24 protein-coding genes are annotated in these 23,395 nt (G+C 55.9%); 5 read left to right on the top strand and 19 right to left on the bottom strand.

The window, feature by feature from the left end:
- Positions 1 to 96 precede the first annotated feature (96 nt).
- The 5 genes from NH461_RS21945 to NH461_RS21925 form a co-directional block, all read right to left on the bottom strand.
- Entirely contained in the window at positions 97 to 2,439 is a 2,343-nt protein-coding gene (locus NH461_RS21945; RefSeq protein ID WP_261603088.1) for a glycoside hydrolase, read from the bottom strand.
- Between the two features lie 159 nt (positions 2,440 to 2,598).
- Positions 2,599 to 3,528 (bottom strand): DUF2861 family protein, encoded by a 930-nt coding sequence (locus NH461_RS21940; protein WP_261603087.1) that lies wholly within the window; start codon positions 3,526 to 3,528, stop codon positions 2,599 to 2,601.
- The gene (locus tag NH461_RS21935) at positions 3,525 to 4,172 is read right to left on the bottom strand and encodes a response regulator transcription factor (protein ID WP_261603086.1); all 648 of its coding nucleotides are present in this window, start codon (positions 4,170 to 4,172) and stop codon (positions 3,525 to 3,527) included. Before NH461_RS21935 ends, NH461_RS21940 begins: the two co-directional genes overlap by 4 nt.
- Positions 4,169 to 5,641, bottom strand: a complete 1,473-nt coding sequence (locus NH461_RS21930; protein WP_261603085.1) for a sensor histidine kinase — start codon at positions 5,639 to 5,641, stop codon at positions 4,169 to 4,171. Before NH461_RS21930 ends, NH461_RS21935 begins: the two co-directional genes overlap by 4 nt.
- 129 nt (positions 5,642 to 5,770) lie before the next feature.
- Positions 5,771 to 6,661 (bottom strand): dihydrodipicolinate synthase family protein, encoded by an 891-nt coding sequence (locus NH461_RS21925; protein ID WP_261603084.1) that lies wholly within the window; start codon positions 6,659 to 6,661, stop codon positions 5,771 to 5,773.
- A 164-nt stretch (positions 6,662 to 6,825) separates the two neighbouring features.
- On the opposite strand from NH461_RS21925, the gene NH461_RS21920 reads away from it, so the two are divergent.
- Positions 6,826 to 7,476, top strand: coding sequence for an HAD family hydrolase (locus tag NH461_RS21920; protein ID WP_261603083.1), 651 nt, complete (start codon positions 6,826 to 6,828; stop codon positions 7,474 to 7,476).
- Positions 7,477 to 7,612: 136 nt separating this feature from the next.
- Here NH461_RS21920 and NH461_RS21915 read toward each other — a convergent pair whose 3' ends face one another.
- Positions 7,613 to 8,410, bottom strand: a complete 798-nt coding sequence (locus NH461_RS21915) for a hypothetical protein (protein ID WP_261603082.1) — start codon at positions 8,408 to 8,410, stop codon at positions 7,613 to 7,615.
- Positions 8,411 to 8,686: 276 nt separating this feature from the next.
- Here NH461_RS21915 and NH461_RS21910 point away from each other — a divergent pair, with 276 nt between their 5' ends.
- Positions 8,687 to 9,583 carry a DMT family transporter gene (locus NH461_RS21910; RefSeq protein WP_261603081.1) on the top strand — a complete coding sequence of 299 codons (897 nt, stop codon included), beginning with the start codon at positions 8,687 to 8,689 and terminating at the stop codon, positions 9,581 to 9,583.
- 134 nt (positions 9,584 to 9,717) lie between these two features.
- On the opposite strand, the gene NH461_RS21905 is transcribed toward NH461_RS21910, so the two are convergent.
- Together NH461_RS21905 and NH461_RS21900 are read right to left on the bottom strand one after the other, a co-directional pair.
- Positions 9,718 to 10,800 carry a saccharopine dehydrogenase family protein gene (locus NH461_RS21905; protein ID WP_261603080.1) on the bottom strand — a complete coding sequence of 361 codons (1,083 nt, stop codon included), beginning with the start codon at positions 10,798 to 10,800 and terminating at the stop codon, positions 9,718 to 9,720.
- Positions 10,801 to 10,911: 111 nt separating this feature from the next.
- Positions 10,912 to 11,832 carry a LysR family transcriptional regulator gene (locus NH461_RS21900; protein ID WP_261603079.1) on the bottom strand — a complete coding sequence of 307 codons (921 nt, stop codon included), beginning with the start codon at positions 11,830 to 11,832 and terminating at the stop codon, positions 10,912 to 10,914.
- 193 nt (positions 11,833 to 12,025) lie between these two features.
- Here NH461_RS21900 and NH461_RS21895 point away from each other — a divergent pair, with 193 nt between their 5' ends.
- From NH461_RS21895 to NH461_RS21885, 3 genes are read left to right on the top strand one after another with little or no spacing between them, the layout of a single operon-like run.
- A complete protein-coding gene (locus NH461_RS21895; protein WP_261603078.1) occupies positions 12,026 to 12,595 on the top strand; it encodes an NADPH-dependent FMN reductase in 570 nt (189 codons plus the stop codon).
- Positions 12,586 to 13,494 carry a glutathione S-transferase C-terminal domain-containing protein gene (locus NH461_RS21890; protein WP_261603077.1) on the top strand — a complete coding sequence of 303 codons (909 nt, stop codon included), beginning with the start codon at positions 12,586 to 12,588 and terminating at the stop codon, positions 13,492 to 13,494. Before NH461_RS21895 ends, NH461_RS21890 begins: the two co-directional genes overlap by 10 nt.
- Positions 13,491 to 14,204, top strand: a complete 714-nt coding sequence (locus NH461_RS21885; RefSeq protein WP_261603076.1) for a DsbA family protein — start codon at positions 13,491 to 13,493, stop codon at positions 14,202 to 14,204. The genes NH461_RS21890 and NH461_RS21885 overlap by 4 nt, the downstream gene beginning before the upstream one ends.
- Here the strand turns inward: NH461_RS21885 and NH461_RS21880 are convergent.
- The 11 genes from NH461_RS21880 to lafA (NH461_RS21830) all read right to left on the bottom strand — a co-directional run bounded on the left by NH461_RS21880 (position 14,148) and on the right by lafA (NH461_RS21830) (position 23,122).
- Entirely contained in the window at positions 14,148 to 14,438 is a 291-nt protein-coding gene (locus NH461_RS21880; protein ID WP_261603075.1) for a hypothetical protein, read from the bottom strand. The two genes, NH461_RS21885 and NH461_RS21880, sit on opposite strands and share 57 nt — an antisense overlap.
- Positions 14,439 to 14,536: 98 nt before the next feature.
- Positions 14,537 to 15,508, bottom strand: a complete 972-nt coding sequence (locus tag NH461_RS21875; RefSeq protein ID WP_261603074.1) for a flagellar motor protein MotB — start codon at positions 15,506 to 15,508, stop codon at positions 14,537 to 14,539.
- Positions 15,508 to 16,365 (bottom strand): flagellar motor stator protein MotA, encoded by an 858-nt coding sequence (gene motA, locus NH461_RS21870; RefSeq protein WP_261603073.1) that lies wholly within the window; start codon positions 16,363 to 16,365, stop codon positions 15,508 to 15,510. The genes NH461_RS21875 and motA overlap by 1 nt, the downstream gene beginning before the upstream one ends.
- 8 nt (positions 16,366 to 16,373) lie before the next feature.
- Positions 16,374 to 17,102 (bottom strand): FliA/WhiG family RNA polymerase sigma factor, encoded by a 729-nt coding sequence (locus NH461_RS21865; RefSeq protein WP_261603072.1) that lies wholly within the window; start codon positions 17,100 to 17,102, stop codon positions 16,374 to 16,376.
- Between the two features lie 7 nt (positions 17,103 to 17,109).
- Positions 17,110 to 17,592, bottom strand: a complete 483-nt coding sequence (gene fliL, locus NH461_RS21860) for a flagellar basal body-associated protein FliL (RefSeq protein ID WP_261603071.1) — start codon at positions 17,590 to 17,592, stop codon at positions 17,110 to 17,112.
- A gap of 12 nt (positions 17,593 to 17,604) precedes the next feature.
- Entirely contained in the window at positions 17,605 to 18,657 is a 1,053-nt protein-coding gene (locus NH461_RS21855) for a flagellar hook-length control protein FliK (protein WP_261603070.1), read from the bottom strand.
- Between the two features lie 3 nt (positions 18,658 to 18,660).
- Complete coding sequence (locus tag NH461_RS21850) at positions 18,661 to 18,963, bottom strand: hypothetical protein (protein WP_261603069.1); 303 nt, start codon at positions 18,961 to 18,963, stop codon at positions 18,661 to 18,663.
- Positions 18,956 to 19,345: a flagellar export chaperone FliS gene (gene fliS, locus NH461_RS21845; protein WP_261603068.1), complete on the bottom strand. Its 390-nt coding sequence runs from the start codon at positions 19,343 to 19,345 to the stop codon at positions 18,956 to 18,958. Before fliS ends, NH461_RS21850 begins: the two co-directional genes overlap by 8 nt.
- A gap of 13 nt (positions 19,346 to 19,358) precedes the next feature.
- Positions 19,359 to 20,696: a flagellar filament capping protein FliD gene (gene fliD, locus NH461_RS21840; protein ID WP_261603067.1), complete on the bottom strand. Its 1,338-nt coding sequence runs from the start codon at positions 20,694 to 20,696 to the stop codon at positions 19,359 to 19,361.
- A 432-nt stretch (positions 20,697 to 21,128) separates the two neighbouring features.
- Entirely contained in the window at positions 21,129 to 21,986 is an 858-nt protein-coding gene (gene lafA / locus NH461_RS21835) for a lateral flagellin LafA (RefSeq protein WP_261603066.1), read from the bottom strand.
- 284 nt (positions 21,987 to 22,270) lie between these two features.
- Positions 22,271 to 23,122 (bottom strand): lateral flagellin LafA, encoded by an 852-nt coding sequence (gene lafA / locus NH461_RS21830; RefSeq protein ID WP_261603065.1) that lies wholly within the window; start codon positions 23,120 to 23,122, stop codon positions 22,271 to 22,273.
- Positions 23,123 to 23,395: the final 273 nt, after the last annotated feature.

Here is a 23,395-nt window from a genome sequence, read left to right as displayed (position 1 = left end):
CACCAACAATTGCGATCACCAACAATTGCGATCACCAAATGTTGCGAAAATCCCAAGGGAAAAGCCGACATCGTGTCGGCTTTTTTCTTGATTGGGCTAGGATGCTGGCTGTGACTGCCAGCGAAATACGGTCCCGTCACTCAGGAGCGCGATGATTGATTGCGGTGGCAGCGCCAGCTGTTGATCATGCCGGACTTGCCCGGAAAAATTGGCGATCACCCGGCTGCCGTCACCGAAAGTGGTTTGCTGCAGCCAGCCCTCATTGTCCAGCCAGCGAAAGTCAACCAAGGGTTGATCCCACAGCGCGCGATGGAGCGGGAGATAGCCGTCCTGGTAATGCTTCAGCGCTTTGATGCGGGGGCTGTGCGGCGAGCTGGCATCTTCCCGACTCAGGTGCACCATCGCGGGGGTGTTATAGAGCATACCGATCAGATCCCGCTCGGACCGGACATTGCTGAACTTCAGACTGTCAGAATGCCAGTGGTGGCTGTTGATCACCTCATCATGAAACACCGCCTGATACAGCGGAACCCGGAACTGCGGGGCAAACAGCAGGGTTTGATAGGGCGCCTTGACTTTCGCCGGCTGGAAGAAAAACTCAGGCCGGTGCTCGGGATACCAGCGACCTAAAAAGTAAGGCGATCGGCGGTTGTTTTTCATGTCCGGATCGCTCCAGCCAAAACCGACGGTTTCCAGCCCGTGGGCGAACGCAATGCCCCGGGTGGTTAAACTATTGCCGTCTTCTGAGCCGAGGATCATGGATGTTGAATCTGCGATCCACTGCATGCGGTCGTTGAAGGCCTGTAGCATCTGCTGCTCACTGGTGCCATCACGGTAATCTTCCCGTGCCATGGCGGTGGCATCGACATCCAGAAACAGGCTGTCGAAACGGCCATAGTGCGCAATATCGCGGATCCGCTGTTCGACATAACCGCGCCGGCAGTTCGGGTTGAGGTAAAAGCCATGGCCGCGAAACCCTTTCTTTGTCGTCCCGTCGGCTTGTTCGATGGCGCAGCCGATCCGCATTTCATCCGGCAATTGTGCCGTCAGCCAGCCGTCATTGAGCCCGGCCGGGATCGCCGTATTATAAGAGTCATAAGTGCCTACCAGATACCCGGCGGATTTGGCCTGTTCGACCACTTGCGGCTGATAGAAAGCCGGCATCCAGTTATCCAGGCCGAGCCAGAGCTTGCTCAGCCCGGCGGCTTGCAGGTTGGTGATCATCGAACTTGCCAGCCCTTGTCCCCAGCGGTCAGGGGGCGTCAGGAATTGTCCGGCCTGGTTGCTGAGCCACAATTTACGCAGTTGGGCGGCATTGAACTGGGATTCAATGGTGTTGTTGTCGAGCTGCACGGGCTCGGCCGGAAACAACTGGTTCAGCGCGGCGTTGAGACTGTCGACCAGCAATTGCTTGTGATAGCGGTTTAGCCAGTCCTGTCCCTGTTTCAGGCTGCCGAGTTCTTGCCTGGCTGCTTTGCTGAGTGGCAATTCCGGGTGGGTTGTCAGCCAGTTTTTCAGTCCCCACCAGTCTTTGACGTCCTGTTCGGCCAGCACATCCTTGCCGAACAGGTAGACCTGACTGGCGCCGATGAGTTTTTTCAGCGCCGGGTTACGCTGTAGCTTGGCCGCCAGCGGCTGCGCCTGATGATGCTCAGCTCGCCACTGGCGATATTGTCTGGCACCGGAAAGCGGATCCTTGCCCAGGCTGATCCGGACCACAAAGGCCTGATCGCGGTTTAGTGCCGTGAACTGATGGTTGGCTTGCATATCCAGCTGTGGTTTCCCGTCTTGAGCACTCGCCTTAGCACCGACGCCAGCACTTGCATTCAAGCCAGGCAGAGCGCCTGCGGCCTCGGTAAAGGTCAACAGGTTGCTGGTGGCCGTGACCAAATGATAGCTGACAAAGGTATCAGCCTGCTCGGCGGTCCAGAACGGCATCTTCAAATCCTGGGTGGTGTTCGCACCGGAATGGTGCTGTTGCAGATATTTCGCCCAAACCGGGTGGTCGGTCGGCACCCGCATCCCTTCACTGAATGGCAGATAAAGGGTACGGGTCGCCTGATGCGGCAGATCGAACCACGCCAGCGTGACGGGGTGATTGCGCGCAATGGTCACGGTGTCATCAATGGTAAAGGTGAGCGACAACGCCTGATCCAGCGAGGCGCTGACCCGGATCTTGGCCGGCATCAGGGTCCAACTGGCTTGATGTGTCGCGTTTTGATGTAGTGCGGTGACGCTCTGGGGCTTGCCGTCGATGCGCAGTGCAGCTTGATTAACCTGCACATCGCCCCAGCGGATACTCAGGGTTTGTGGATCAAGCGTGACGGCTTGATCGCCGCCAGAGAGGGTAATTTCAGCCGCTTGGGTGCTGCCTGCAACCGCGGCAAGCAGCAGTGAAAGGAAGACGCCGCGTTGCAGCGCCGGGATAAAAAGGGACATCAGGTTCTCCAGGGGTTGGCCTATGGTTCATGCCCATGAGTCAATGTTTATGAGTCAATGTTTATGACTTCATGTTTATGAATCTAGGAAACAGGTCTGCGATTAAGCCGCAAACTCCCGCCCGATTTGTCACCCGAATGTCTCTATTTCACCGTGCGCCTATCTGACGTTGGCCGAATTGGCTGCGTTCTGCTGCCAGGCAGGAAAGGGCAGCGCGATCCGCTGGATGTAAGCCACTTTGATCCCGGACTGATATTCGTACTGGCTGACGGCGGCGCTGAGCCGAACGGCCTTCGGTAGGATGGTTGCGGGCAGTTCGGCGATTGGTTCAGCTCCACTGGCGATGACGGGCTGACGCGGACCAACCAGATTGTATTGATCGTCAAACCACTGCCAGTGGGCGAACGCCGGTGCGCAGCCGCGTTGGCTTGGCGGCAGATCCAGTTTGAGTCGTGGCGAGGCGGTGTTTTCCAGTTGAAGCCAGGGGTTGTCACTGAGTCCCGCAATGATCAGCGGATAGGGATGGTCGTTGATCACCAGTTGATACAGGCCAGGCGCAGGCGGGGTAAGGAACTCCTCACTTTCCGCCTCCGCGTACTGTGCCTGGGGTGAAAAGCGGGCGCTGAGCAGCGTCTTGTTGCCGGGGCCAAGCAGTCGGATTGTCATGGTCTGGTTGACCGACTCTGCCGCCAGCTTGATTTGATAACCCAGATCGGAAGCGCCGGATTTACTGATGAAATCCACCTGCAAACGTGCGGGCAGTGCAGGCCCCTGATGGAGCTGCCGTCCGCAATCGGTTTGGCTCAGGATGACGGCCTTGACCGGCAACCAGTGCCGGGGGGCCGGAGGTTTCAGGCTCGCTGGTCGTGGCGTCGCTGCTGCCTTCAAACGAGACAGTTGGGAAAGCTGCGGCGGATGGAGCGCAAGTTGCAGCTCTTGCCAGGCCAGCAGCGGTTGGTTCTGTGCTAATGCCGTGTACGTGGCCTGAAGCAGGGAGTCGACAAACCAGTCGGCTTCTTTGGCGCTGACACCGGATACTGAAGTCAGCAGTGTCAGGGTTGCAGCCCAAACCTTTATCTTGCGTTTCATGATTGTCCCACCAGCCGGTAGCCTACCCCGCGCAAGGTTTCAATGGCTAAGTCCGGCAGCTTTTGCCGTAACCGGAGAATATGATTGTCCACCGTGCGGGTGGTGGGAAATGCCTGATACCCCCACACTTTATTCAGCAGCTCGTCCCGGTGAAACACCCGTCCTTGATGCTGGACTAAGAGCAGCAGTAATTGAAACTCTTTTGGCTTCAAAAGGATGTTTTCCCCGTCATAAATGACCCTGCGTTGAGCCAGCTCGATATTGATCCCCCGGTAACTGAGCCGGCTTTCGCCGAGCGGACGCAGCTGGGCGATCACCCGGGCCAGCAGTTCATCATGGGCGAAGGGTTTCATCACGTAATCTTTGGCACCGGCCATCAGGCCTTCAACCCGTTGTTCGACGTCAACTTTCGCGGTCAGAATGATCACCGGCACCGCCTTCAAGGTCAGCCAGTGGGGAAGGTGGCGCAAGCTGTCACCGTCGGCCAGTTGCCGATCCAGGATCACCAAATCGGCCTGGTACCAGTGCGGTCCAACCTGATCGCTTGTCTGCTGCCAGGTACAGGTGTACCCCCGGGCCTTCAGAAAGTACGTCAGACCTTCACCAATCAAGGGATCATCCTCAACCAATAAAATGTGGCTCACAAGGGTAACTCCAGAATGCAGCGTGTCGGGTGACGGCGCAGGAGCAACCGGCCGCCCATCTGTTTCATCAGCCGGGCAACAATATCCAGTCCGATCCCCATGTTTTCCAGGCGTTGCACCGGCCTGATTGTCTGTTTGATGCGTTGATAGAAGCGTTGTAACCCGGACGGGAAGTCCCCCTGATCGCCAATGATAATGCACAGGATGCGTGGTTGCTCCGAGACGGAGACATCAAGCGTGATGTTGCCCTGACCGTGCTGGCGGGCATTGCGGATCAGATTATCGACGCACAGGGTCAGCCAGTAATAGGGCAGCGCCAGCTCAAGTGCCAGCGTTGGATCTTGCGCTGGATGACACTGAACCGTCACCGGATGCTTTTCACCAATATGTGCCAGCCAGTCTTGAAGATCGGCCGGTTGACGCTGTAACGGCCGGCTGGCTCGGGTACTGAGATAATCTTTGCTGGCCTCGGTCAGTTGGGTCAGCCGTTGGTGATCGGATATCAGTCGCCACAGGGCTTGCTGCGCGACCGGAGGGAGCACATCGAATTTAGTCCGGAACATCTCCACCGTCAGTCCCAGGCTGGTGATCGGGGTCCGCAGCTCATGGGTGAGCAACTGCAGGATAAAGCGCCTTTCCTTCTTTTGCTGATGGCGCTGGTAGCCGCCGTAGCCGAGTGTCAACAGCAAGAGCGCAACGGTGACGGCCAGAGCGATTTGTGCAGCGCGTGTCTGGCGGGTTGGTTCGCTGAGACACAAGTTGCTGTAGCGAAAGCTGCAGTGTTGCGCCCCATCGCTGATCACCAGATGAAACTGTTGTGCCAGGGGTTGCCAGCGTGCTGCGGGCAGAGACTTCCAGCCGCTTTCTCCACTCAGCCAAAGCTCGTTCTGATCGAGATAGGCCCGATAGCCGTCCAGCAAGGCATCCCGACCGGGTTCACTGAGTGTTTTCAGGACCGGATAGAGCGGATGGCGCGGATGATTCAGCGTCAGGCGTTCGGCTAAATCGCGGGGAAGCGGTTGGTCGGCAAACCGGGCCCGGAAATGTTCGACATACCGCTCGGCGTAACTGCCCCCGGCCGGGTGCCGGACGGCGTGACTGCGAAACCAGGACTCGCTGAGCGGCTGGTGACGGCACAGGGCCAGCTCAAAGGCCTGTGCGGCCGCCAGGGCTGGTGACAGTTCGGTCGCGCTCGGCCGGCATTGGGTTCGGACCTGCCATAGCCGCTGGATCTCCGGCCAGCTGAAGTGATTAAAATCCGGATAGCGGATATCGCTGTGCAGCAGGGCTTTGGGGTATGTACTCAGCGCAGCTTGGGGGACTTTCATCTCTGCGGCCTGCCAGGCCTGGTGGTAAAACTGCTGCCAGTTCTCCTGCACGCTGGCTGCCGTCGCTGAAGCCGGCAACAGCAATAAGGCGGCCAGGCGACAGCAGCGTTGGTGCGTGAAGAAACGCAGAGGAAACAACATATGTAAATCCACGCAGGACCTATACCGGAGGTGTGGCAGAAAAAAGTGCTGCAATCTTAGCGGCTTTTGCCCCGGTTTTGTAACCTCAGTGTCAACATTGGTTGTTTTCTGTCTGGAACAGCCAGCAGCTTATTCCAGTGATAGGGATTCCAGAACCATAACCAGTTGTTGCCGAGCGCGTCCTTCCAATGCCTGTAATGGTGCCGGCAAGCAAGGCGAATCGGCCAGGGCCAGAATTTCGGCGGCCGTGGCGACAACTCGCAGGCTGCCGTACTGGCGAAACAGCGCCCAGAGGCCTTCCAGTTGTGCGGACAGTTCGGCGGTTGTCTGGGTGTCTCCGTTTTGGGCGGCGCGGGTGATGGTCAAGGCGGTGTGCGGGAATAGCCCGCCGATGACGGAGTACCAGGTCTCGCACCCGGCAGCGATCCCGGTGGCGGCACAGACATCACCGCTGATCCCCAGGCTGACGTGAGGCGGGACCAACGCGCGCAGGCGATCGACCCGGGCTTTGGCGGCTTCGGGAGCGGCCGGCACCGGCGGGATCTTGATGGCGGCGACATTCGGCAGTTGCGCGATCCGGCCGTGTAGTTCGTCGCTGAATTCAAACTGCGTCGTTCCCGGATTGTCGTAGACGCACAGGGGTATCGACAGGGCGTGAGCCACGGTTTCATACAGGCCGAACACTTCATCCGCGGTGAGCTTCTGATATGACATCGGTGCCAGCAGGACCGCGTCGGCCCCAGCCTGCTGGGCATCTTGTGCCAGATCCAGTACATCTCTCGTCGCCAAGGCGCTGATCCCGGCCATTACCGGAATGTGTCCGGCATGCTGCACGGCCAATTGGATCACCTGTGCCCGCTCGGCGCGGCTGAGATAGGCGTAGTTCCCGGTGGAGCCGAGGACGCAGATAGAATCAACTTCGGCAGCGACCAGGCGCTCGATCAGTCGAATGAAAGCCGCTTCATCAACCCCGTGTTGATTGAGTGGCGTGAGGGGAAATGCACAAAGACCGTTGAACATGATGAACTCTCCATGTATTTGTTTTCAAATGAATAGAGGCTGTTTTCCTTTCGCGTGTTTCAGGTTACCGTGGTCTCTGGCAAAAGGGAACATGGTTTGGTTTCTCTGGGATCAACCAGAACAGTCACGGGAGATCATTCCGTGGGACAAGGGAGAGGAAATGCATGCATTATGTGATGTTTGATATCGACGGTACGTTAATTGAGTCGTATCAGTTCGATAGTGATTGCTTTGTTGCGGCAATCAAGGAAGTGACCGGCTTGTCGGTGAACAGCAACTGGGAGCGTTATCCTCATGCGACCGATCGCGGTATTTTGATGACATTGATTGAACGCCAATTACCCCAATATGATTTGGCCAGCTTGGAGCAGCAGGTGAAAGCCGTGTTCATCCGCAATATCAAACAACATATCAGCGACAACCCGGTTCGCGAAATCGCAGGGGCACGGAAGTTCATGACGCAACTGCTCGACAGCGACCTGTTTACGGTCTCCCTGGCGACCGGCGGATGGGGAGAGACGGCGCTGCTCAAGTTGCAGTCTGCCGGATTTGATACCAGTCGGCTACAGCTTTCCTCCTCGAATGATCACCACGCCAGGACCGAGATCATGAAGATTGCCAGACGTCAGGTCGGCGAGGTGGGTGAGGGAGCACTGACTTATTTTGGCGATGCGCAGTGGGATGTGAATGCCTGTCTGGCACTGGGCGTGAACCTGGTGATTATCGGCAACCGCGTTGAGCATCATCAGCAACTGCCGAATTATCTCGATGTCGATGCAGCGCTGCGTTTCGTCACCGAGAACGAGCGGTCGTAACGGCGCGATGTCGCTGTCATGCCACGACGGGCGATTCACAGGCGCCGGTGAAGGGGCCTGTGAATCGGATTTCATGACGAATGTCATCTGTTAAAGCCAACCGTTGAAAAACGGGGGACGACGCTTCGTTCAGGGTTTAGTCCAGCAGTTGCGGGACTTCGCCGCTGAAGTCGATCCAGCTGTTGGTGCCGAGGACTTCGGTTCCCATCACGCTGGGCTCTTCGTAACGCATCACAAAGTGTTCCGGTCCGTGTGCGAAGGCCACCACCAATCCGTGGGGGGCATCCAGGAACCCGCCATGAGGCACCAGACCCGGGTAGCTGATCCGCCATGCATGACCCGGGTAGGACACTTCACCCAACGTCAGTTTCCCGATCACGTTATCCGGCAGGACGAAAAACCAGGTCCATGGCCCGCCTGAGACAATGGTCATGACTTCGTCGATGCCGACGCCATTATCGGCGCTGTTGACGTGGAGTTTGCCGAATTTTTCCTGCAAGTAATGCATCACTTCCGGGCTCATGGCTTTCATGTCATAGACTTTCGGGTAAGGGGCGACACCGATCTCCAACGTCGACAGGAATCCACCGCGATGGGCTTCCGGCTCACGGCCTGCCAGTTTGATTTGATCTAACAGCTCGCCCCGGTGCAGGTGGAACAGCGAGATTAACTGGCTCGATTCTGCACTGTTCAGAGCTCGCTGCTCAGAGACTTTCAGCAGCGGTGCCGCATCGCTCGGAATGCTTGTCTGGCTGACCCGCACCCCAACGGTTTTCAGCACCTTGTTGACTTCCTGCAGGCCATGTGAGGCTGCCCGGCCATCACTGTATGACAGGGTCAGTTGCCCTTCGGTCGATCCTGTTTTCGCCACGCTCTCAGTGATGGGTAAGGCAGCCAGCATGCCGGCAAGTACCAGATTGATCCATTTGTTCATTGTTTGCTCTCCGCGTTCGTAAAAAGTTGAATTGTGAGTTCACGAATCAGTGTAGAGGCGGTGCGGACGGGGATAAACAGGGTTCAGGTGAATAGATTGTTCACTGTTGGTTCACTATTTTGGTCATATTTCGGAAGGGAGTTACTTTTTTGCCTTTGATTGTTTTGTTTTGGTAAATAGTGAAGTTACCCAACCTGTGTTTATCTACAGCCCGGGGTTGATAAAGTGCCGGTGTTGTGATGCACCCATTGGATCCCTGACACAGGAAGGCTGGACATGAACACCCTGAAATATCACTTACTCTCTGTATTGGTTACCGCGCTGGTGGCTGGTTCTTTCCTCTCTTCGGCGCAGCTCTCCGGCGTGATGAATCCGTTTTCCCTGACGTTGCTCCGGTTCTTGCTGGCGGCCCTGGTCTTACTGCCTTATATTCTGCTGGCCAAGCCGCGGATCCGGATGGCGATACGGGTCTTTCCAAGAAGTTTGGTGATGAGTCTGTTCTTTGCGATCTTTTTTATCTGCATGTTTAAAGGACTGGAAACCACCACAGCTTTAAATACCGGCACGTTATATACCCTGGTTCCGTTTATGACGGCGATGGCGAGTGTGTTGCTGTTCAAAGAAACCATCTCGTTGCAGCGACTGGGAGTCTATTTGATCGGGGCCGTGGGGACCTGCTGGGTCGTGGTGCGTGGCGATCTGGCAACCTTACTGAGCCTGGATCTCAACCAGGGCGATGGACTATTTCTGCTCGGATGCGTGTCGATGGTCTGTTTTTGGCTGTCGATGAAACTGTTTCACCGGGGAGAAGACAGCGTGGTGACTGTCTTTTGTACCCTGGTCGGCGGCGCGCTTTGGATGGCACTGGCGCTGTTGGTGTTGGAGCAGCCGCTGGACTGGGCTCGGTTTGATGCCAGGCTGACCGGTCATATGCTCTATCTCGCTTTCTTTGCCACCCTGGTCTCGACCTTTATCATCCACAAAACCACCGTGGTTCTGGGACCGGCAAAAGTGATGGCCTATATCTATTTAAGTCCGGTCTTTGTCGCGGTGTTGATGCTGTTGTTGGAAGGAAAAGCAATCCCGGTTGCTGTCTATCCCGGGATCCTTCTTTCGATTGTCTCCACTGTCGTGCTGCAATTGACAACGCCCAAATCGGCGCCTGGGCGCTGATTATATTCGCACCCGGCTACGCTCGCCCCAGAATACGGGGGCGAAGCGCGTTGGGAGCAAATCCATTACAAGTCAGGGCTGCGTGGGTTGATGGTGGCCGACGCTTCCGGGCAATGTCGTTTGCAGCTGCATGCTTATGATGTGATCTGAAGCTCACCTGAGCCCGGAAGCTGGGTAATGAGATCGGCCCCGACGAGTTGTGACGGGGTATAGGTACCGCCTGCGGGTGGGTTTTCCAGTACATGCCCCATGACTGCCAGTGCGCCCGAGACTGTGAGGCTGTAGCCGTTTGCGGTTTGAATGCGGGCGGTTTTGCGTTCACCGCGGGCATTGGTGACTTCCCCCCAGACAAAGGTCGGCATTTGGGCACGCGTTGCTTCATCTGGTCCTGTCACGGTTTTGCTGATCCGGGCTTTGATTAGCCGCTGGACCCAGCGAAGTCCCAGCAGCGGGCGAAGATAATTGGCCCGTTTCGCATTGGCGATCATCCCGGGAGAGCCCGGAAGGTACACCTCAATGTTCGGAATACCCGTGGTGTAGTACGCCGTGGAGACATCACCCCAGGGGATCGTCATCGCGTCTTTTTCACCATCGCCAAAGTCGATCCGGCGGACCTTGTAGGCCAGTGGTACCGGGACAATCTGTCCTTCCCGACGGACTTTTCCGCCCTGGGCTAAGCCTTCGACCGAGGTTTTGGCGGTGCCGGGCGAAAAGCCGGAGCGGGAGTCAAACCCGAGCGCCAGATGCGTGGCATCCGGTAAGGCGGCCTTGAGTGCTGCCGCCACGCAGTCGGTCGGGATCACGTCGAACCCGACCCCCGGGCAAAGGACAATATTTGCCGACCGGGCTTGCTCGCTCAGTGATTGCGCCAGCTCAAAGACGGCGATTTCCCCGGTAATATCGAGATAGTGAGCACCTGCTTTCAGACAAGCTGCCATCATGGGGTGTGCGGTGGTCGAAAATGGCCCGGCACAATTGAGCACTGCGACAGCGTCTCCAATGTTTACTGCGGCGGTTTCGAGATCATCCAGCCCGAATACAGTCGCCGGTAAGCCGAGTTCCTGCGCCAGGGTTTCCGTCTGTTGGCGATCGCGTCCGGCCAGAATCGGGCGCATGCCTTGTCGGACCGCTTCACGTGCAATCAGCGCGCCGGTGTACCCATAGGCACCGTAAATCATCCATGGGCCTTGCGCTGGTGAAACACTTGTCTCCGTCATCTTGCTGACTCCTGATGGGGTGTGATTGATATGAACAAACTCCGCAGCGGCGAAGGTCGGGGTGCGCTCATCTGATCTTGCTAGTGCGGCCGGAGAGCCCAGGCGCGCGGATTAGGGCTGCGGTTTGGCAAAATGTTCGGCCATGAAATCAATCAAAGCCCTGACTTTTTGCGATTGCTCCTTGTGGTAAGGGTACACCACGTACAGGGAATGGGTCTCAGCCTGCCAGTCTGGCAGTAGGGTGACCAGTTGGCCGGATTTGAGCTCTTCATCCACGAACAATTTCGGTAGCAATAAAATGCCATGGCCGGCGCAGGCAGCTTGCTTCAGGGCGATGCCGTTATTGACCACATAGGGGCCGGGCGGCAGGTCGACTTCCTGCACTTGCGCTGCGCCATCTGTTGTATCGACGACATGAGTGAACAACCAGCGCCGGGCGGAGGACGAGAAGCTGTAGATTAAGCATTGATGTTGGATCAGATCCCGGGGCTCGCGCAGATCCGGTGCAGCGGCCAGATAATCCGGGGCGGCGCACAACACACGCTGCATCTCGAGTAGTTTACGCGATTTCAGGCTGGAGCTGCTGAGTTCACCACCGCCGCGGATCGCGATATCAATGCCCTGATCAATCAGATCCACGTACTGATCGTTCATCACCACTTCAATCGATAACTCCGGGTGCTGGTGCATGAACGCACAGATGATCGGGTTGATTTCAAGGAGACCGAGCGACATCGGGACACTGATCTTGAGCGAGCCGCTCAAGTTGTGGGAAGACTCGATCACCGACAGATCGGCCGAGGCCAGCTCATCGAGAATATGGCATACCCGGTGGTAATAGTGCTGCCCTTGATCAGTAATGTGCATGTTTCGGGTGGTGCGGTTGATCAACGGGCTTTTCAGGTAATCTTCCAGCTCGTTGATGTTCTTGCTCACTGCCGCTTTGGACAGCGCCAGATCTTCCGCGGCAGCTTTAAAGCTGCCCAGCTCTACCACTCTTCTGAACACTGTCAGTGCTCTGAGTTTATCCATGTTGCCTCCGCTGCCCTGAGGATGTCGGTTTAATAGTTTACTTATAGTGAACTATATAGCAACTGATGCGCTGTTTATCTACCAATGGCTGTCAATTAGGATGAATTTATTGCTTCACAGTGCATGAACCGCTTCACCGTGAGTGAACTGTTTCACCATAAAACTCGAATTTACTAACAGACAGGAATACGTGATGAAAAAAATCCTAGCGTTCTCGGGCAGTAACCATAGCCAGTCGATTCATAACACTTTGATCCATGCCCTGGCGGCACAAGTGACCCAGTCTGAAGTCACGGTGCTGGATCTGCGTGATTATGAATTACCTATGTACGGACTTGATCGGGAGGCCGAGGGCATTCCCGCCAATGTCATGAAGTTAAAAGCCATGATGCACGCCCATGATGCTCTGATCATCGCTTCGCCAGAGCACAATGGCGCGATGCCGGCGTTTCTGAAAAATGTGATTGACTGGCTCTCCCGGGTGGCCGAGCCGGGTGAATCTTACTTTGGTGCGTCGAAGAAGCCGGTGCTGCTGGCCAGCACTTCATCGGGGGAAAATGGCGGGGCGACGAATCTCAAGCATATGGCAACCCTGATGCCGTGGTGGGGCGGGGACGTCAAAGCCACCTTCAGCCTGGGCAGTTATCAGGAGAAGTTCCGCGAGGGGGCGTTTGACGCGGAAACACAAGCGGCGCTGGCAGATCTGATTGCGGCATTTGAGCAGGCGATTTCACCGGCGCAGGAGAATGAATCATGGCAGTAATGGCGCAGGGGATCTGGTATCCCGATAAAGTGGCGGCCGATCTGGTGGCTGAGGATCAGTTCGCCCTGCCGACCGTCGCAGAGGCCGGGCGGTATCACCTGTATATGTCTTACGCCTGTCCGTTTGCCCACCGGCCCTATCTGGTGATCCGCTATCTGGGATTAGAGGAAGCGATCACGGTCTCTTCGGTGGCGGCTGAGCGGTTTGAGGCCGGCTGGCAGTTTGATGATGCGCATCCTGATCCGCTGGATGGCATGTCCCATCTGGCCGAACGTTACCTTCAGGCGAAGCCGACGTACACCGGGAGCGTGACCGTACCGGTATTGTGGGACAAACAGGCGCACACCATTCGGGGGAATGACTCGTCGGCACTGGCGATGATGCTGGCCACAGATTGGTTGCCGCTCGCCAGGTACCCGGTGGCATTGGTGCCGGCGCAGCAATGCAAAGCGATCGAGGCGATGAATCTGTGGTTGCATCAGAACGTCAACCGCAAGGTCTATCACGTTGGATTTGCCACGGATCAACAAGCCTATGATGCGGCCAGTGACACGCTGTTTTCGGCCCTGGCGCAGCTGGATCGCCGACTTGGTGAAAGCCGTTACCTGCACGGGGACAGGATCACCTTGTCCGATCTGTTTTTATTGCCCACGCTGGTGCGTTTTGAAGCGGTGTATGCGCTTCACTTTAAGGCCAATCGACAACCGCTTAGTGCGTTTACCCGGTTGTATCGCTATATGCTGGATCTGATCAGCATTGAGCGCATCGGGCAGACGATTGATATCGAATACATGAAGCAGCACTACTACGTCTCACACCGGCATCTCAACCCGTACGGTATTGTGCCGGCCGGGCCGGAGCTCAGCTGGTGGCCATCACATTCAGGAGAACAGCCATGAGCCAGAAAATTCGCGTCGACTTTTTTCATGATGTCATTTGCGGTTGGTGTTATGTCATCTCGCCACGATTGCGTCGGCTGGCCACCGAGTTTGATTTAGACGTGCATCACCATGCATTCGCCTTGTCGCCGACCCGGGCCGATCAGATCCGAAAGTTTGGCTCGGTGAAGCAGGCCAAGCAGATTATTCTGGGGCATTGGGAGCAGTGTGCGAAAGCGGATGATCAGCAGCGGATCAACGTGGCCGGGATGCGCAAGCAGCGCTTTGATTATCCTATTTCGACACCGGGGCTGGTGGCATGTAAGGCGGCCCATCAACAGGGTGGGAGCGATATCTATTGGGATTACTTTGATGCCGTGACCCATGCGCATTTGAGCGAGAACCGAAATATCGCAGATCCGGATGTGCTGGTGGATGTCGCGGTCGCCATCGGGCTGGATCGGGAGCGGTTTATCCGGGATGTGGCCGACCCGAGACGGCATCAGGAAATCCGGCGGGATCAACAGCTGGCGCAGGAATATGGTATTTCGTCGACTCCGACCCTCCTGATTAACCAGCGCTGGGTCGTTCCGGGAGCGCTTGAGCTCAGTCGCTTGCGCGCGATATTCCGGGACTTCTCCGATCAGAGCTTAAGGGGCCTGAACGGATCGGGGTTACGGCAGGAGGAAAAAGAAGTACAGGAAGCAGATGAAAGCCAGGAGTGTCGCTGAAATCACCGGATAGACAATGTAATAATCCGTCTGGCGTCTGGCGCGTCGAAAACAGAGAAAAGCCAACAGGGTATTATAGACGACGAGCAATAAGCTGATAGCGCTGCCTGTATTGAGAGGCAGCGTGTGGAGCTTGACCAGGAACATGGTTAAGAGCAGGTAATCGAAAATAATGAGCCACAGAAAGAGTTTCTGCAGGCTATCCGGTTTTCTTATTCTTGTCGTAGGTTGCATGGGTATCCGTGTCTTCACTGACAATCAACAGACGGTGATGATAGCAATATCTTGCATTTATGGGTTACTGCTATCACCACCCAATTATGCCGTTTTACTTAACTGTCTGCGCCTGTTGCAGCCCCGGCCTGTTCCCGGCGCAGTACCGGCTGGTTGAACTTGGCTTGCTGCTGAGCTTTATCCAGTTCATTGTTTCTTTCCCCGCCGAACAGGGCATCAAGTACCTGTGCTGCCGGGGTGGTGAGGACAAACAGCTCGATCCGGCGGTTTTCGCTGGCACGCGGCGCGTCGGTATTGAGCAGAGCCCGATCGGACATCCCGGCGACTTGCAGTACCCGTTGCTCCGGCATCCCGCCGGCAATCAGGGTTTGACGGGCGACATTGGCACGCGAGGCTGAGAGCTCCCAGTTCGAGGTATCGCTAAACCGGCTTTTGAACTGAGTTGAATCGGTATGGCCGCTGATGATCAGCTGGTTGCTGATCCGCTCAAACACCGGGGCAATTGCCAACAGCAGATCCTCAAAGAAAGGCGTCAGCTCGTCGCCACCGCGGCTGAACATGTTCTGCTTATAATCGTCTTGCAGGATGATCCGCAACCCTTGCGGGGTCACATCAACCATCACATTTCCCTGGGCCGAAACCTGCTTGGCCATTTCCTCGACGACTCTCGCCAGCACACTGAGCTGCTCCTGGGTCTCAAACTGACCCGGGATCATCGCATCACTTTCTTCACCATCACCATTGCCGTCGAAAAACGAAGTGATCGTCTGGGCAGCATCATGGGAGCTGAGGTCGGACGCATCACCGCCGAAATCGATCGGTGACAGGCCGGCGGAGGCATCGAACGGATTCCCGGAAGAGCCTTGATCGAAGATGCTCGAACTATTGAGATAAGACACGATAGCTTCCCGCTCTTCCTGGTTCGAGACCTGCAGGATCCACAGCACCAGAAACAGCGCCATCATGGCAATCATAAAATCGGCAAACGCAACTTTCCAGGCACCGCCATGGCTTTCTTCGTGATGGCGGCGCGCTGAGCGTTTGATGATGACCGGTACATGATTCTCCATTAGGCCTCCTGCTCAGACAGCCATTTTTCCATCTCATTGAAAGACGGTTTGATGTCCAGCTGAATGTGCTTCCGGCCTGCATCAATGGCCAGTAGGGTCGGCTTTTTGGCGGCGCTGGCGACCATGATGGCGCGAATACACTCAAACCCGGAGATGTAGCGCTTGATGCGTTGGGCCATAGCGTTGCTGAGCGGATCGAAAATACAGTAACAGCCGAAAATGCCGAGGAAGGTCCCGACCAGGGCGGCTGCCACATAATAGCCGATCAGGGCAATCGCACCGTCAATTGCCTGCATGGTGATAATGATCCCCATCACCGCGGCCAGAATTCCGAATCCCGGCAGCGCTTCGGCCATCCGTTGCAGCGAACGGGATGGCAGCAGCAGGTCGTCTTCAATCGCCATGATTTCCTGCTCCAGCAGGCCTTCCAGTTCATGGGGAGACATTTGTCCCATCGCCATCAGGCGGAAGTTATCGGTAATGAACGCGATCATGTGCTCATCCTGGGCGATTTTCGGGTAGCGCTGGAAAATTTCACTGTCTTCTGGTGTTTCTATATGTTTATCCAGGGCTTTGAAGCCACCAGTGCGGATGGTTTCCAGCAGGGCTTGCATCAGGGCCAGCAACTCCAGGTGAAATTCTTTTTCATCTTTCGGGGCCGAAAGCACCGAACGCAGTTGGGTGCAAAGTTCGCGGATCACATGCGGCGGATTCCCGACAATCAATGAGCCAAGGGCGGCACCGGCGATGATCAGGATCTCTGCCGGCTGCCAGATCGCTTTCAGAAAGCCGCCTGCCCAGAGGTAGCCTCCGAAGACACAGAGAATGATGACCAGTGCACCGATAAGCTTTTGCATGAGGACTCCTAAGCAGACAAGTATTGGTTAAGTTGTTTCAGGGCTTGTTTATGCAGCTGGCAGATCCGTGGCGGCGTCAGCTCCAGCACCAGTGCAATTTCGTGTAGGTTCATATCGTGTTGGTAAAACAGGGTGAGCAGTAGCTGCTCACGCGGTTTCAGTTTGCTCAGGGCCACTTCTAACGTGCGGCGGGTGTGCTCATGGTTGATCGAATCACTTTGTTGCGGCTCGGGCATATCAGCACCGGCTTCAAGCATTTGATCCAGGCTCTGCATTTCGCTGGCCATGGAGGCATGCAGACGCTGCTGGTAGTCGTGCTTGTCGGTGCCCAGCGCGGCGATAATTTCACTTTCGCTCGGCTGTCGCTTCAGTTGCTTGGTCAAATCGCGGGTAATGTCGTTCAGCTCATGCGCTTGCTGTCGGGTTTGACGCGAGCGCCAGTCCAGGCGACGCAGCTCGTCCAGAATCGCCCCGCGGATCCGGCAGACTGCAAAGGAAGGAAAGTTCGGATCCTCGACATTATCAAAGCGTCGTGCCGCTTCCAGTAACCCGATCAGGCCGATTTGCTGCATATCTTCCAGGCTGCAATGGGTGCTGGTGTGACTGCGCAGTTGGTTGACCACGCGCTTCACCAGGATCAGGTGCTTTTGGATCAGCCGTTCTTCATTATAAGGCGCGGCCGGTGTGCTCGACACCGGCGCCGTGTTGTAGTGAACGTCTGGATTCATATCAAGCATGGCGGCCTCACTGGATCACGTACTTGGTGAACAGCACATCATCAATGTGCTTCGCAAACTGGGTGTCAGCAAAGGCGTCCAGCAGGGTGTTTTTGACTTCTTCCTGCAGACTGTCGATGGTTCGCTCCTGCTGCAACTGCTCGTAGGTTTTATTGCTGAACAGCTTGAGTAGCGAGTTACGAACCACCGGCATGTAGTTGTCAATTTCCTGAATTTCCTCGGGAAAGCGGGTTTCGACTGCCAGTTCCAACATCACGAAGTGGGTTTGACGTTGGCCTTTCACGCTCAGGACCAGCTTTTCTAGCTGGTGAAACGACGGTTGAGCGGGTTTCGGTTCGCTGTTGAAAGAGAACATCTGTGACATGCTATCCGTGGCATTCGGGTCACTGTTTTTCATGTACAGCACGGCACCGGTAAAGGTGGCGGCAGAAATGATGATACTGACCAGGATCATCACAGCAATAATTACGGAAAGTTGCTTTTTTGTCATGGATATAACCTATTAAGCGGTTGTCGATAACCAGTGTTCATCGGGGGTGCCAGTGATGGTTGTCGTGGATGGCTCACTGGCTTGGTGGATCACAGGCTGATAGTGGTCCTCTTCGTGTTGGGTGTGTGCCTGTTCGCCGCGGCCTTGTTCGCCAGAGCCCACATTGACATCCACATGGACGAATTGTTGTTGCGCCAGCTCGGCCCGGAGTCGATCCGATACCTGAACCAGGGCATCACGCACGGCACTGTGGTTGGCGTTGATCTGCACGTTCAGGCGATCACCGTCAACGCGCACCACCAGGTCCAGCTTGCCCAGATCCGGCGGATCAAGACGGATACGGGCCTCCTGCATCTGCTGACTGGCTTGCAGATACACGCGATCTTGCAGCACCTGAAGCATTTGCTCCCCCCACTTGCCGGGCGCGGCATCCATCGGCACGGTTGCCCATACGGCGCGGGTGCCCGCAGGTGCTGTCGACGGGTGGGACTGGGTTGAAGCTGCCTGCTCAGCGCCGGCAGCGGCGCTCAGCGACGGGGCTAGCCCTTCGGACCGAAAGTTGAACAGCTCTTGAGGGATCGGAGAAAGCGACGTCATTTTGCCGGTGCCTTCCGGCTGCAGGACTGCCGTGCGCTGCTCGGAACCCAAGTGCGGCTCTGCGCGGGTGAGTTGCGCGGTCAGTGAGGTCGCCCGGTCAATCGACTGGCCGCCGAGGCGGGTTGCTGATGACACGGTTGTTGATGCCGCGGCATGGGGGCTCCCTTGGCTCATCGCAGTAGCATTCAGGGGGAGCATGGCATCTTGCAGGGGCGACTCGCCACCGACCGGATGATACAGTCCCTCGGTTGTCGTCTCCTCGGTGGATCCCTGGGTTTCGGGATCGGCCGACGTTCCCTGGCGCTGCATCCAGCCGATCGCCTGTTTGAACGTTCCCGGACGCGACTGACCGGCCTGCTCCGATGCTGAAGCATTCGCGGCGCGTACTTTGGTACCGGGTTCAGCCGAGCTGCCGTTTTGCTGAGTCTGGCTCAGGTTGCCCGGGGGAAAGTGAGGCGTTGGTTGCATGCGTTACTCCATATCCATCGCAAGTTGATAGGCCATCAGGCGTTCCTTTTGCTCTGTGGCTGAATCCAGCTGTTGTTTGAGCTTTTCCCGGGCCTGGGACAGCGAAATCAAGGCATGCTGATGGGCGCGCTTGAGCTGGCTCAGGCTGTCCTGAAGCGCCGGGGTTGCAGGCAGCGATTTCGACGCCGGGAACAGTTGTCTGATTTGCAGGTCAATGCGCTTGACCTGCTGCCAGTCGTGACAACCGGCAGCAGCATTGAGTTTGTCAGCCAGCAGAAGCAAATGCTGGGGCGTCAGGTTAGCCATGCTGAGCCATTCCTTCCCAGCCTTCACGGATATTGCTCATCACCAGCTCCACGTTCCCGATCCGCTCAATGTCGTTATGCACACTGGCGTTGAACAGCTCAACCTGGGAGAAGTCATATAAATCGTGCAGGTTAGCCGCAATGTCGCCGCCACTTTCCATATCCAGCGCACTGTCGAGTCCCATCAGGATATTCATGCACTTGTTGATCCCGGCACTTTTGTCGGCCAGGCGCTGGGCGGTGATATGGCCTTTGACACGGATTAGCTCATCCAGCAAACCGTCGATCAGCATCAGCACCAGCTGATGTGGGTTGGCGGCGGCGGCCTGAGCGTCAAGGTCGACCTGTTGATATGAGTTAAAACCCGAATCTTGCATTAACATGGGGGGCTCCTGGTTATATGAACAGGGTGCTGGTCTGGTTCATCTGAGACATCAGCGTGTTCATTTGGGTAAATTGGGCCAGATAACGGTCATAAGACATCTGGAATTTGCGATCGAGCGTGGCCTGCTTGTCGTCGATGCGGGAAATGTTCTGCTGGAGGACATCTTTACGCGAGGACAGCAGGCCGGTGGAGAACTTCAGGAATGGCTCAAGGTTTTTTTCCAGGGAATCGAGCAGGTTACCGTCGCCATTGAACATGGCTTCCAAACCGGCACTGTCGTTGGCTTGTGCTGCTTCAAAGCGCTTGCTATCCAGTTCCAGCTTGCCTTCACGGTTCAGGCTCAGGCCCATGCTCATCAGGCTCTGGCCGTTGTACTGGCTTCGCAGAACGCTGTTGAGCTGGCTTTCAATCGAACGGATGGTCGGATCCCCGGCGAGGACGCCGCGCTTTTCATCTTTCGAACCACTTTGGGTATGACTGTCGATGGTGGAGACCAGGCTGTTGTAAGCGTCAATCAGTGCATTGAGCTGCTCTTTGGTCCCTTCCTGATCGGCACCAATACCCATGCTGATGGGCTGTTCGCCGGCGGTCTGGGCTTTGGAGACGGTCAAATCTACCCCTTCAATCACACCGGTGAAGGTATTGGAGCTGTTGGTCAGTGCCAGGCCGGTCCCCTGTGGGCCCAGCCAGATTTTGGCATCCTGCGGCGTACTGATATCCGTGACGTTGGTAAAGGCATCTTCAAACCAGGCCTGGCCGGTGCCCGTGGCACTGACATTGATGCTGTTGGCCGTGCCGGTCTCGGAGCTCGACAGCATGAAGTGCGTTGCACCATCAGCCCGAACCAGGGTCGCGTTCACGCCCGGATTGGTGCTGTCGGCATTGATCGCACTGACCAGTTCCGCCAAGGTGCCTTTGCCGTCACCATTCTTGTCGATGGTGGTCAGATCCAGCGACATCGCTTCGCCGTTGATGATGATATCCAGGCTACCGGTCAGCGGTACCTCGGTATCGGCCGTCGTGCCGACCGGTAATCCGGCTGACAGCTGGTGGGCCGTGGCGATCTGCTCAACAAAGACCTGGTAATTCCCGCTCAGGGCATTGGCATTAACGCTGGCTGAAAAATTGTCTTCTTGCGACAGCGTGGCGGTATTTTTGATGATACCGGCGGTGCTGCTGTTCATGTCTTCAACGGCTGTGCGAAATTTGCGCAAGGCCGATTCAACTTTGCCCAGTGCCGTTAATTCGCTTTGGAACTGGTTGGCCTGCATGCTGTAGCGTTGCTGAAAAGGCTGAACATCAATGGTGGCCAGCTTGGTTGCCATGCTGATCGGATCCATAGAACTCATGAGTACTCCTTAATGCTGTCGCTGTTATGGCAATTTCTATGCCAGTTATTTGAGATAGTAAATCCTGTAAAATTAATGATTTATGCATCTTTCTTCACCCATGGTATGGGTGGCGGAAGTGCAGCTTCCCCTTTTGTGTTTCCGCCGTGCTTTCCGCTCTTCCGTTTGATGTCCGATTCGGCAGCACCGGGAGAAAGCCACATTGCGCCTGGGATGCATTTGAGTGATAGACGGCACTCTTTCTAACAAGGCGACGGAAAGAGTGAAGACATTAACCGAGAGATGCGCGGTAGCCGGGGGAGAAACACAATGCTGCTCAAGCGGGGGATGCGTCACTGCGATGAAGCCGGAGGCGGTGTTGCAAAGGAGCATGCGGATATAAAAAAGCCGCACAAGGCGGCTTTGATGGCGTGGTGTGAACGGGATGCCTGCTTAGCGCAGCAGCGACATCGCCATGCCAGACATCTGGCCTGATTTGCTCAGCACAGAGCTCCCGGCTTGCATCAGCATCTGGTTCTTGGTCATGTTGGCAGATTCCACTGCGAAGTCAGCGTCCATAATGCGGCCTTTGGCAGCTGTGGTGTTTTCAACCATGTTGCCCAGGTTGGTGATGGTGTGCTCCAGGCGGTTGATGTTGGCACCAAAGCTGGCGCGGACCGTGCCAATGTCCTCAATCAGGCCGCCAGCACCGCTCAGTGCAGCCATAGCAGCCCCGGCTTTAGCCGCATCACCGATACCGTCGGCAACTGCGGTGCCTGCAGCCAGTGCATCAGCAACAGCTTTAATCTCAGCTTCAGGTTTAATTGTCAGTGTTTCGGCTGAAGAAGCACCAATTTGGAACGTAACGCCGGCTGCTGCGGCAAAACCATCGGTCTCCAGTAGCTTCTGGCCGCCAAACTTGGTGTTGCTCATGATGTTCTTCAGCTCAGCTGTAAGCTGGCCAAATTCTTCGTTCATGGCTGTCCGGTCGGTGGCTGAGTTGGTGCCGTTGAGAGATTGGGTGGCCAGGTCGTTCATGCGGTAAACGATGTTGGTCATCTCGTCCATCGCACCTTCTGCGGTTTGCATCATTGAGATGCCGTCCTGGGCGTTACGCATGGCGACTGACATGCCACGGGTTTGTGCTTCCAGACGGTTGGCCACCTGAAGGCCGGCTGCGTCATCGGCTGCAGAGTTAACGCGAAGACCGGTGCTCAAACGCTCCATGGCTGTGTTCAGCAGGTTGGAGTTCTGAGTCATCGTGTTCTGGGTGATCAGCGATGCGATATTGGTATGCATAGACAGCGCCATGGGTGTTCTCCTCGTGTGCTTATTTTCGAAAGTATTTCTGTACGCTTGAATAAGGCGGATGCAATGTTGAAAACATTAACTACAGGACCAGTATTTTTTAATAATTTTTTTATGATGATCTTGTTGATTTCATTTTAGTTTTTTGAGGTGTGCTTGTGTGAGGGACGGGTAAATACCCATGGTGTGCGCGCGGTGAGGCATATAAAAAATCCCCAACCTGGATTGGGGATTTAGGGATCTGCGACTGCCTGTCCGGTAGCCTTTCTGGTTTGGAGAGTGCCTGCTTAGCGCAGCAGCGACATTGCCATACCGGATAGCTGACCTGACTTGCTCAGCACAGAGCTCCCGGCTTGCATCAGCATCTGGTTCTTGGTCATGTTGGCTGATTCCACCGCGAAATCCGCATCCATGATCCGGCCTTTAGCCGCCGTGGTGTTTTCAACCATGTTGCCCAGGTTGGTGATGGTGTGCTCCAGGCGGTTGATATTGGCACCAAAGCCGGCACGTGTGGTACCAATTTGCTCGATCAGGCCGCCAGCACCGCTTAACTTATCCATCGCTGCTTTGGCTTTGGTTGCATCATCGATACCGCCGGCAACATCGGCATGAGCCAGTGTTGCTGCAACTGCATCAATCTCTGTTTTTACGTTCACTGCCAGCGTTTCTGCTGAAGAAGCGCCGATTTGAAAATTGACTGCACCTGCAGCAAAACCATCGGTATCCAGAAGCTTTTGGCCACCAAACTTGGTGTTGTCCATGATGTTGTCCAGCTCTGCTGCAAGCTGGCCAAACTCTTCGTTCATGGCTGTCCGGTCTGTGGCTGAGTTGGTGCCGTTGAGAGACTGGGTGGCCAAGTCGTTCATGCGGTAAACGATGTTGGTCATTTCGTCCATCGCGCCTTCCGCGGTTTGCATCATTGAGATGCCGTCCTGGGCGTTACGCATCGCCACAGACATGCCACGGGTTTGTGCTTCCAGACGGTTGGCCACCTGAAGGCCGGCTGCGTCATCGGCCGCAGAGTTAACGCGAAGACCGGTGCTCAAACGCTCCATGGCTGTGTTCAGCAGGTTGGAGTTTTGAGTCATCGTGTTCTGGGTGATCAGCGATGCGATATTGGTGTGCATAGACAGCGCCATGGGTGTTCTCCTACGTTGTTTATCTTTCAGAAGATTATCTGTTCTCATGAATAAGGCGGATGTAGTTCAGAAAACATTAATTACAGAGCCCGTATTTTTTGATTAATTTTATCTTGATGTTTTTTTTTGGATTTATCCTGATTGCGTAATTGCGTAATTGCGTAATTGCGTAATTGCGTAATTGCGTAATTGCGTAATTGCGTGGAGAGCGGGCCAATGCCCATGTACCGCTCGGTGAGGCGCATAAAAAAATCCCCAACCTGAGTTGGGGAT

The sequence above is a fragment of the Photobacterium sp. TY1-4 genome, from assembly GCF_025398175.1.
Taxonomy (GTDB): domain Bacteria; phylum Pseudomonadota; class Gammaproteobacteria; order Enterobacterales; family Vibrionaceae; genus Photobacterium.
The sequence above is the reverse complement of the archived record's forward strand: the minus strand, read 5'-3'. Positions and strand labels throughout refer to the sequence as shown.

Coding starts and splice junctions, on each gene's coding strand:
- NH461_RS21945 (WP_261603088.1), bottom strand. CDS start 2,439: ATGTCCCTTTTTATCCCGGCGCTGCAACGCGGCGTCTTCCTTTCACTG.
- NH461_RS21940 (WP_261603087.1), bottom strand. CDS start 3,528: ATGAAACGCAAGATAAAGGTTTGGGCTGCAACCCTGACACTGCTGACT.
- NH461_RS21930 (WP_261603085.1), bottom strand. CDS start 5,641: ATGTTGTTTCCTCTGCGTTTCTTCACGCACCAACGCTGCTGTCGCCTG.
- NH461_RS21925 (WP_261603084.1), bottom strand. CDS start 6,661: ATGTTCAACGGTCTTTGTGCATTTCCCCTCACGCCACTCAATCAACAC.
- NH461_RS21920 (WP_261603083.1), top strand. CDS start 6,826: ATGCATTATGTGATGTTTGATATCGACGGTACGTTAATTGAGTCGTAT.
- NH461_RS21915 (WP_261603082.1), bottom strand. CDS start 8,410: ATGAACAAATGGATCAATCTGGTACTTGCCGGCATGCTGGCTGCCTTA.
- NH461_RS21910 (WP_261603081.1), top strand. CDS start 8,687: ATGAACACCCTGAAATATCACTTACTCTCTGTATTGGTTACCGCGCTG.
- NH461_RS21905 (WP_261603080.1), bottom strand. CDS start 10,800: ATGACGGAGACAAGTGTTTCACCAGCGCAAGGCCCATGGATGATTTAC.
- NH461_RS21900 (WP_261603079.1), bottom strand. CDS start 11,832: ATGGATAAACTCAGAGCACTGACAGTGTTCAGAAGAGTGGTAGAGCTG.
- NH461_RS21895 (WP_261603078.1), top strand. CDS start 12,026: ATGAAAAAAATCCTAGCGTTCTCGGGCAGTAACCATAGCCAGTCGATT.
- NH461_RS21890 (WP_261603077.1), top strand. CDS start 12,586: ATGGCAGTAATGGCGCAGGGGATCTGGTATCCCGATAAAGTGGCGGCC.
- NH461_RS21885 (WP_261603076.1), top strand. CDS start 13,491: ATGAGCCAGAAAATTCGCGTCGACTTTTTTCATGATGTCATTTGCGGT.
- NH461_RS21880 (WP_261603075.1), bottom strand. CDS start 14,438: ATGCAACCTACGACAAGAATAAGAAAACCGGATAGCCTGCAGAAACTC.
- NH461_RS21875 (WP_261603074.1), bottom strand. CDS start 15,508: ATGGAGAATCATGTACCGGTCATCATCAAACGCTCAGCGCGCCGCCAT.
- motA (WP_261603073.1), bottom strand. CDS start 16,365: ATGCAAAAGCTTATCGGTGCACTGGTCATCATTCTCTGTGTCTTCGGA.
- NH461_RS21865 (WP_261603072.1), bottom strand. CDS start 17,102: ATGCTTGATATGAATCCAGACGTTCACTACAACACGGCGCCGGTGTCG.
- fliL (WP_261603071.1), bottom strand. CDS start 17,592: ATGACAAAAAAGCAACTTTCCGTAATTATTGCTGTGATGATCCTGGTC.
- NH461_RS21855 (WP_261603070.1), bottom strand. CDS start 18,657: ATGCAACCAACGCCTCACTTTCCCCCGGGCAACCTGAGCCAGACTCAG.
- NH461_RS21850 (WP_261603069.1), bottom strand. CDS start 18,963: ATGGCTAACCTGACGCCCCAGCATTTGCTTCTGCTGGCTGACAAACTC.
- fliS (WP_261603068.1), bottom strand. CDS start 19,345: ATGTTAATGCAAGATTCGGGTTTTAACTCATATCAACAGGTCGACCTT.
- fliD (WP_261603067.1), bottom strand. CDS start 20,696: ATGAGTTCTATGGATCCGATCAGCATGGCAACCAAGCTGGCCACCATT.
- lafA (WP_261603066.1), bottom strand. CDS start 21,986: ATGGCGCTGTCTATGCATACCAATATCGCATCGCTGATCACCCAGAAC.
- lafA (WP_261603065.1), bottom strand. CDS start 23,122: ATGGCGCTGTCTATGCACACCAATATCGCATCGCTGATCACCCAGAAC.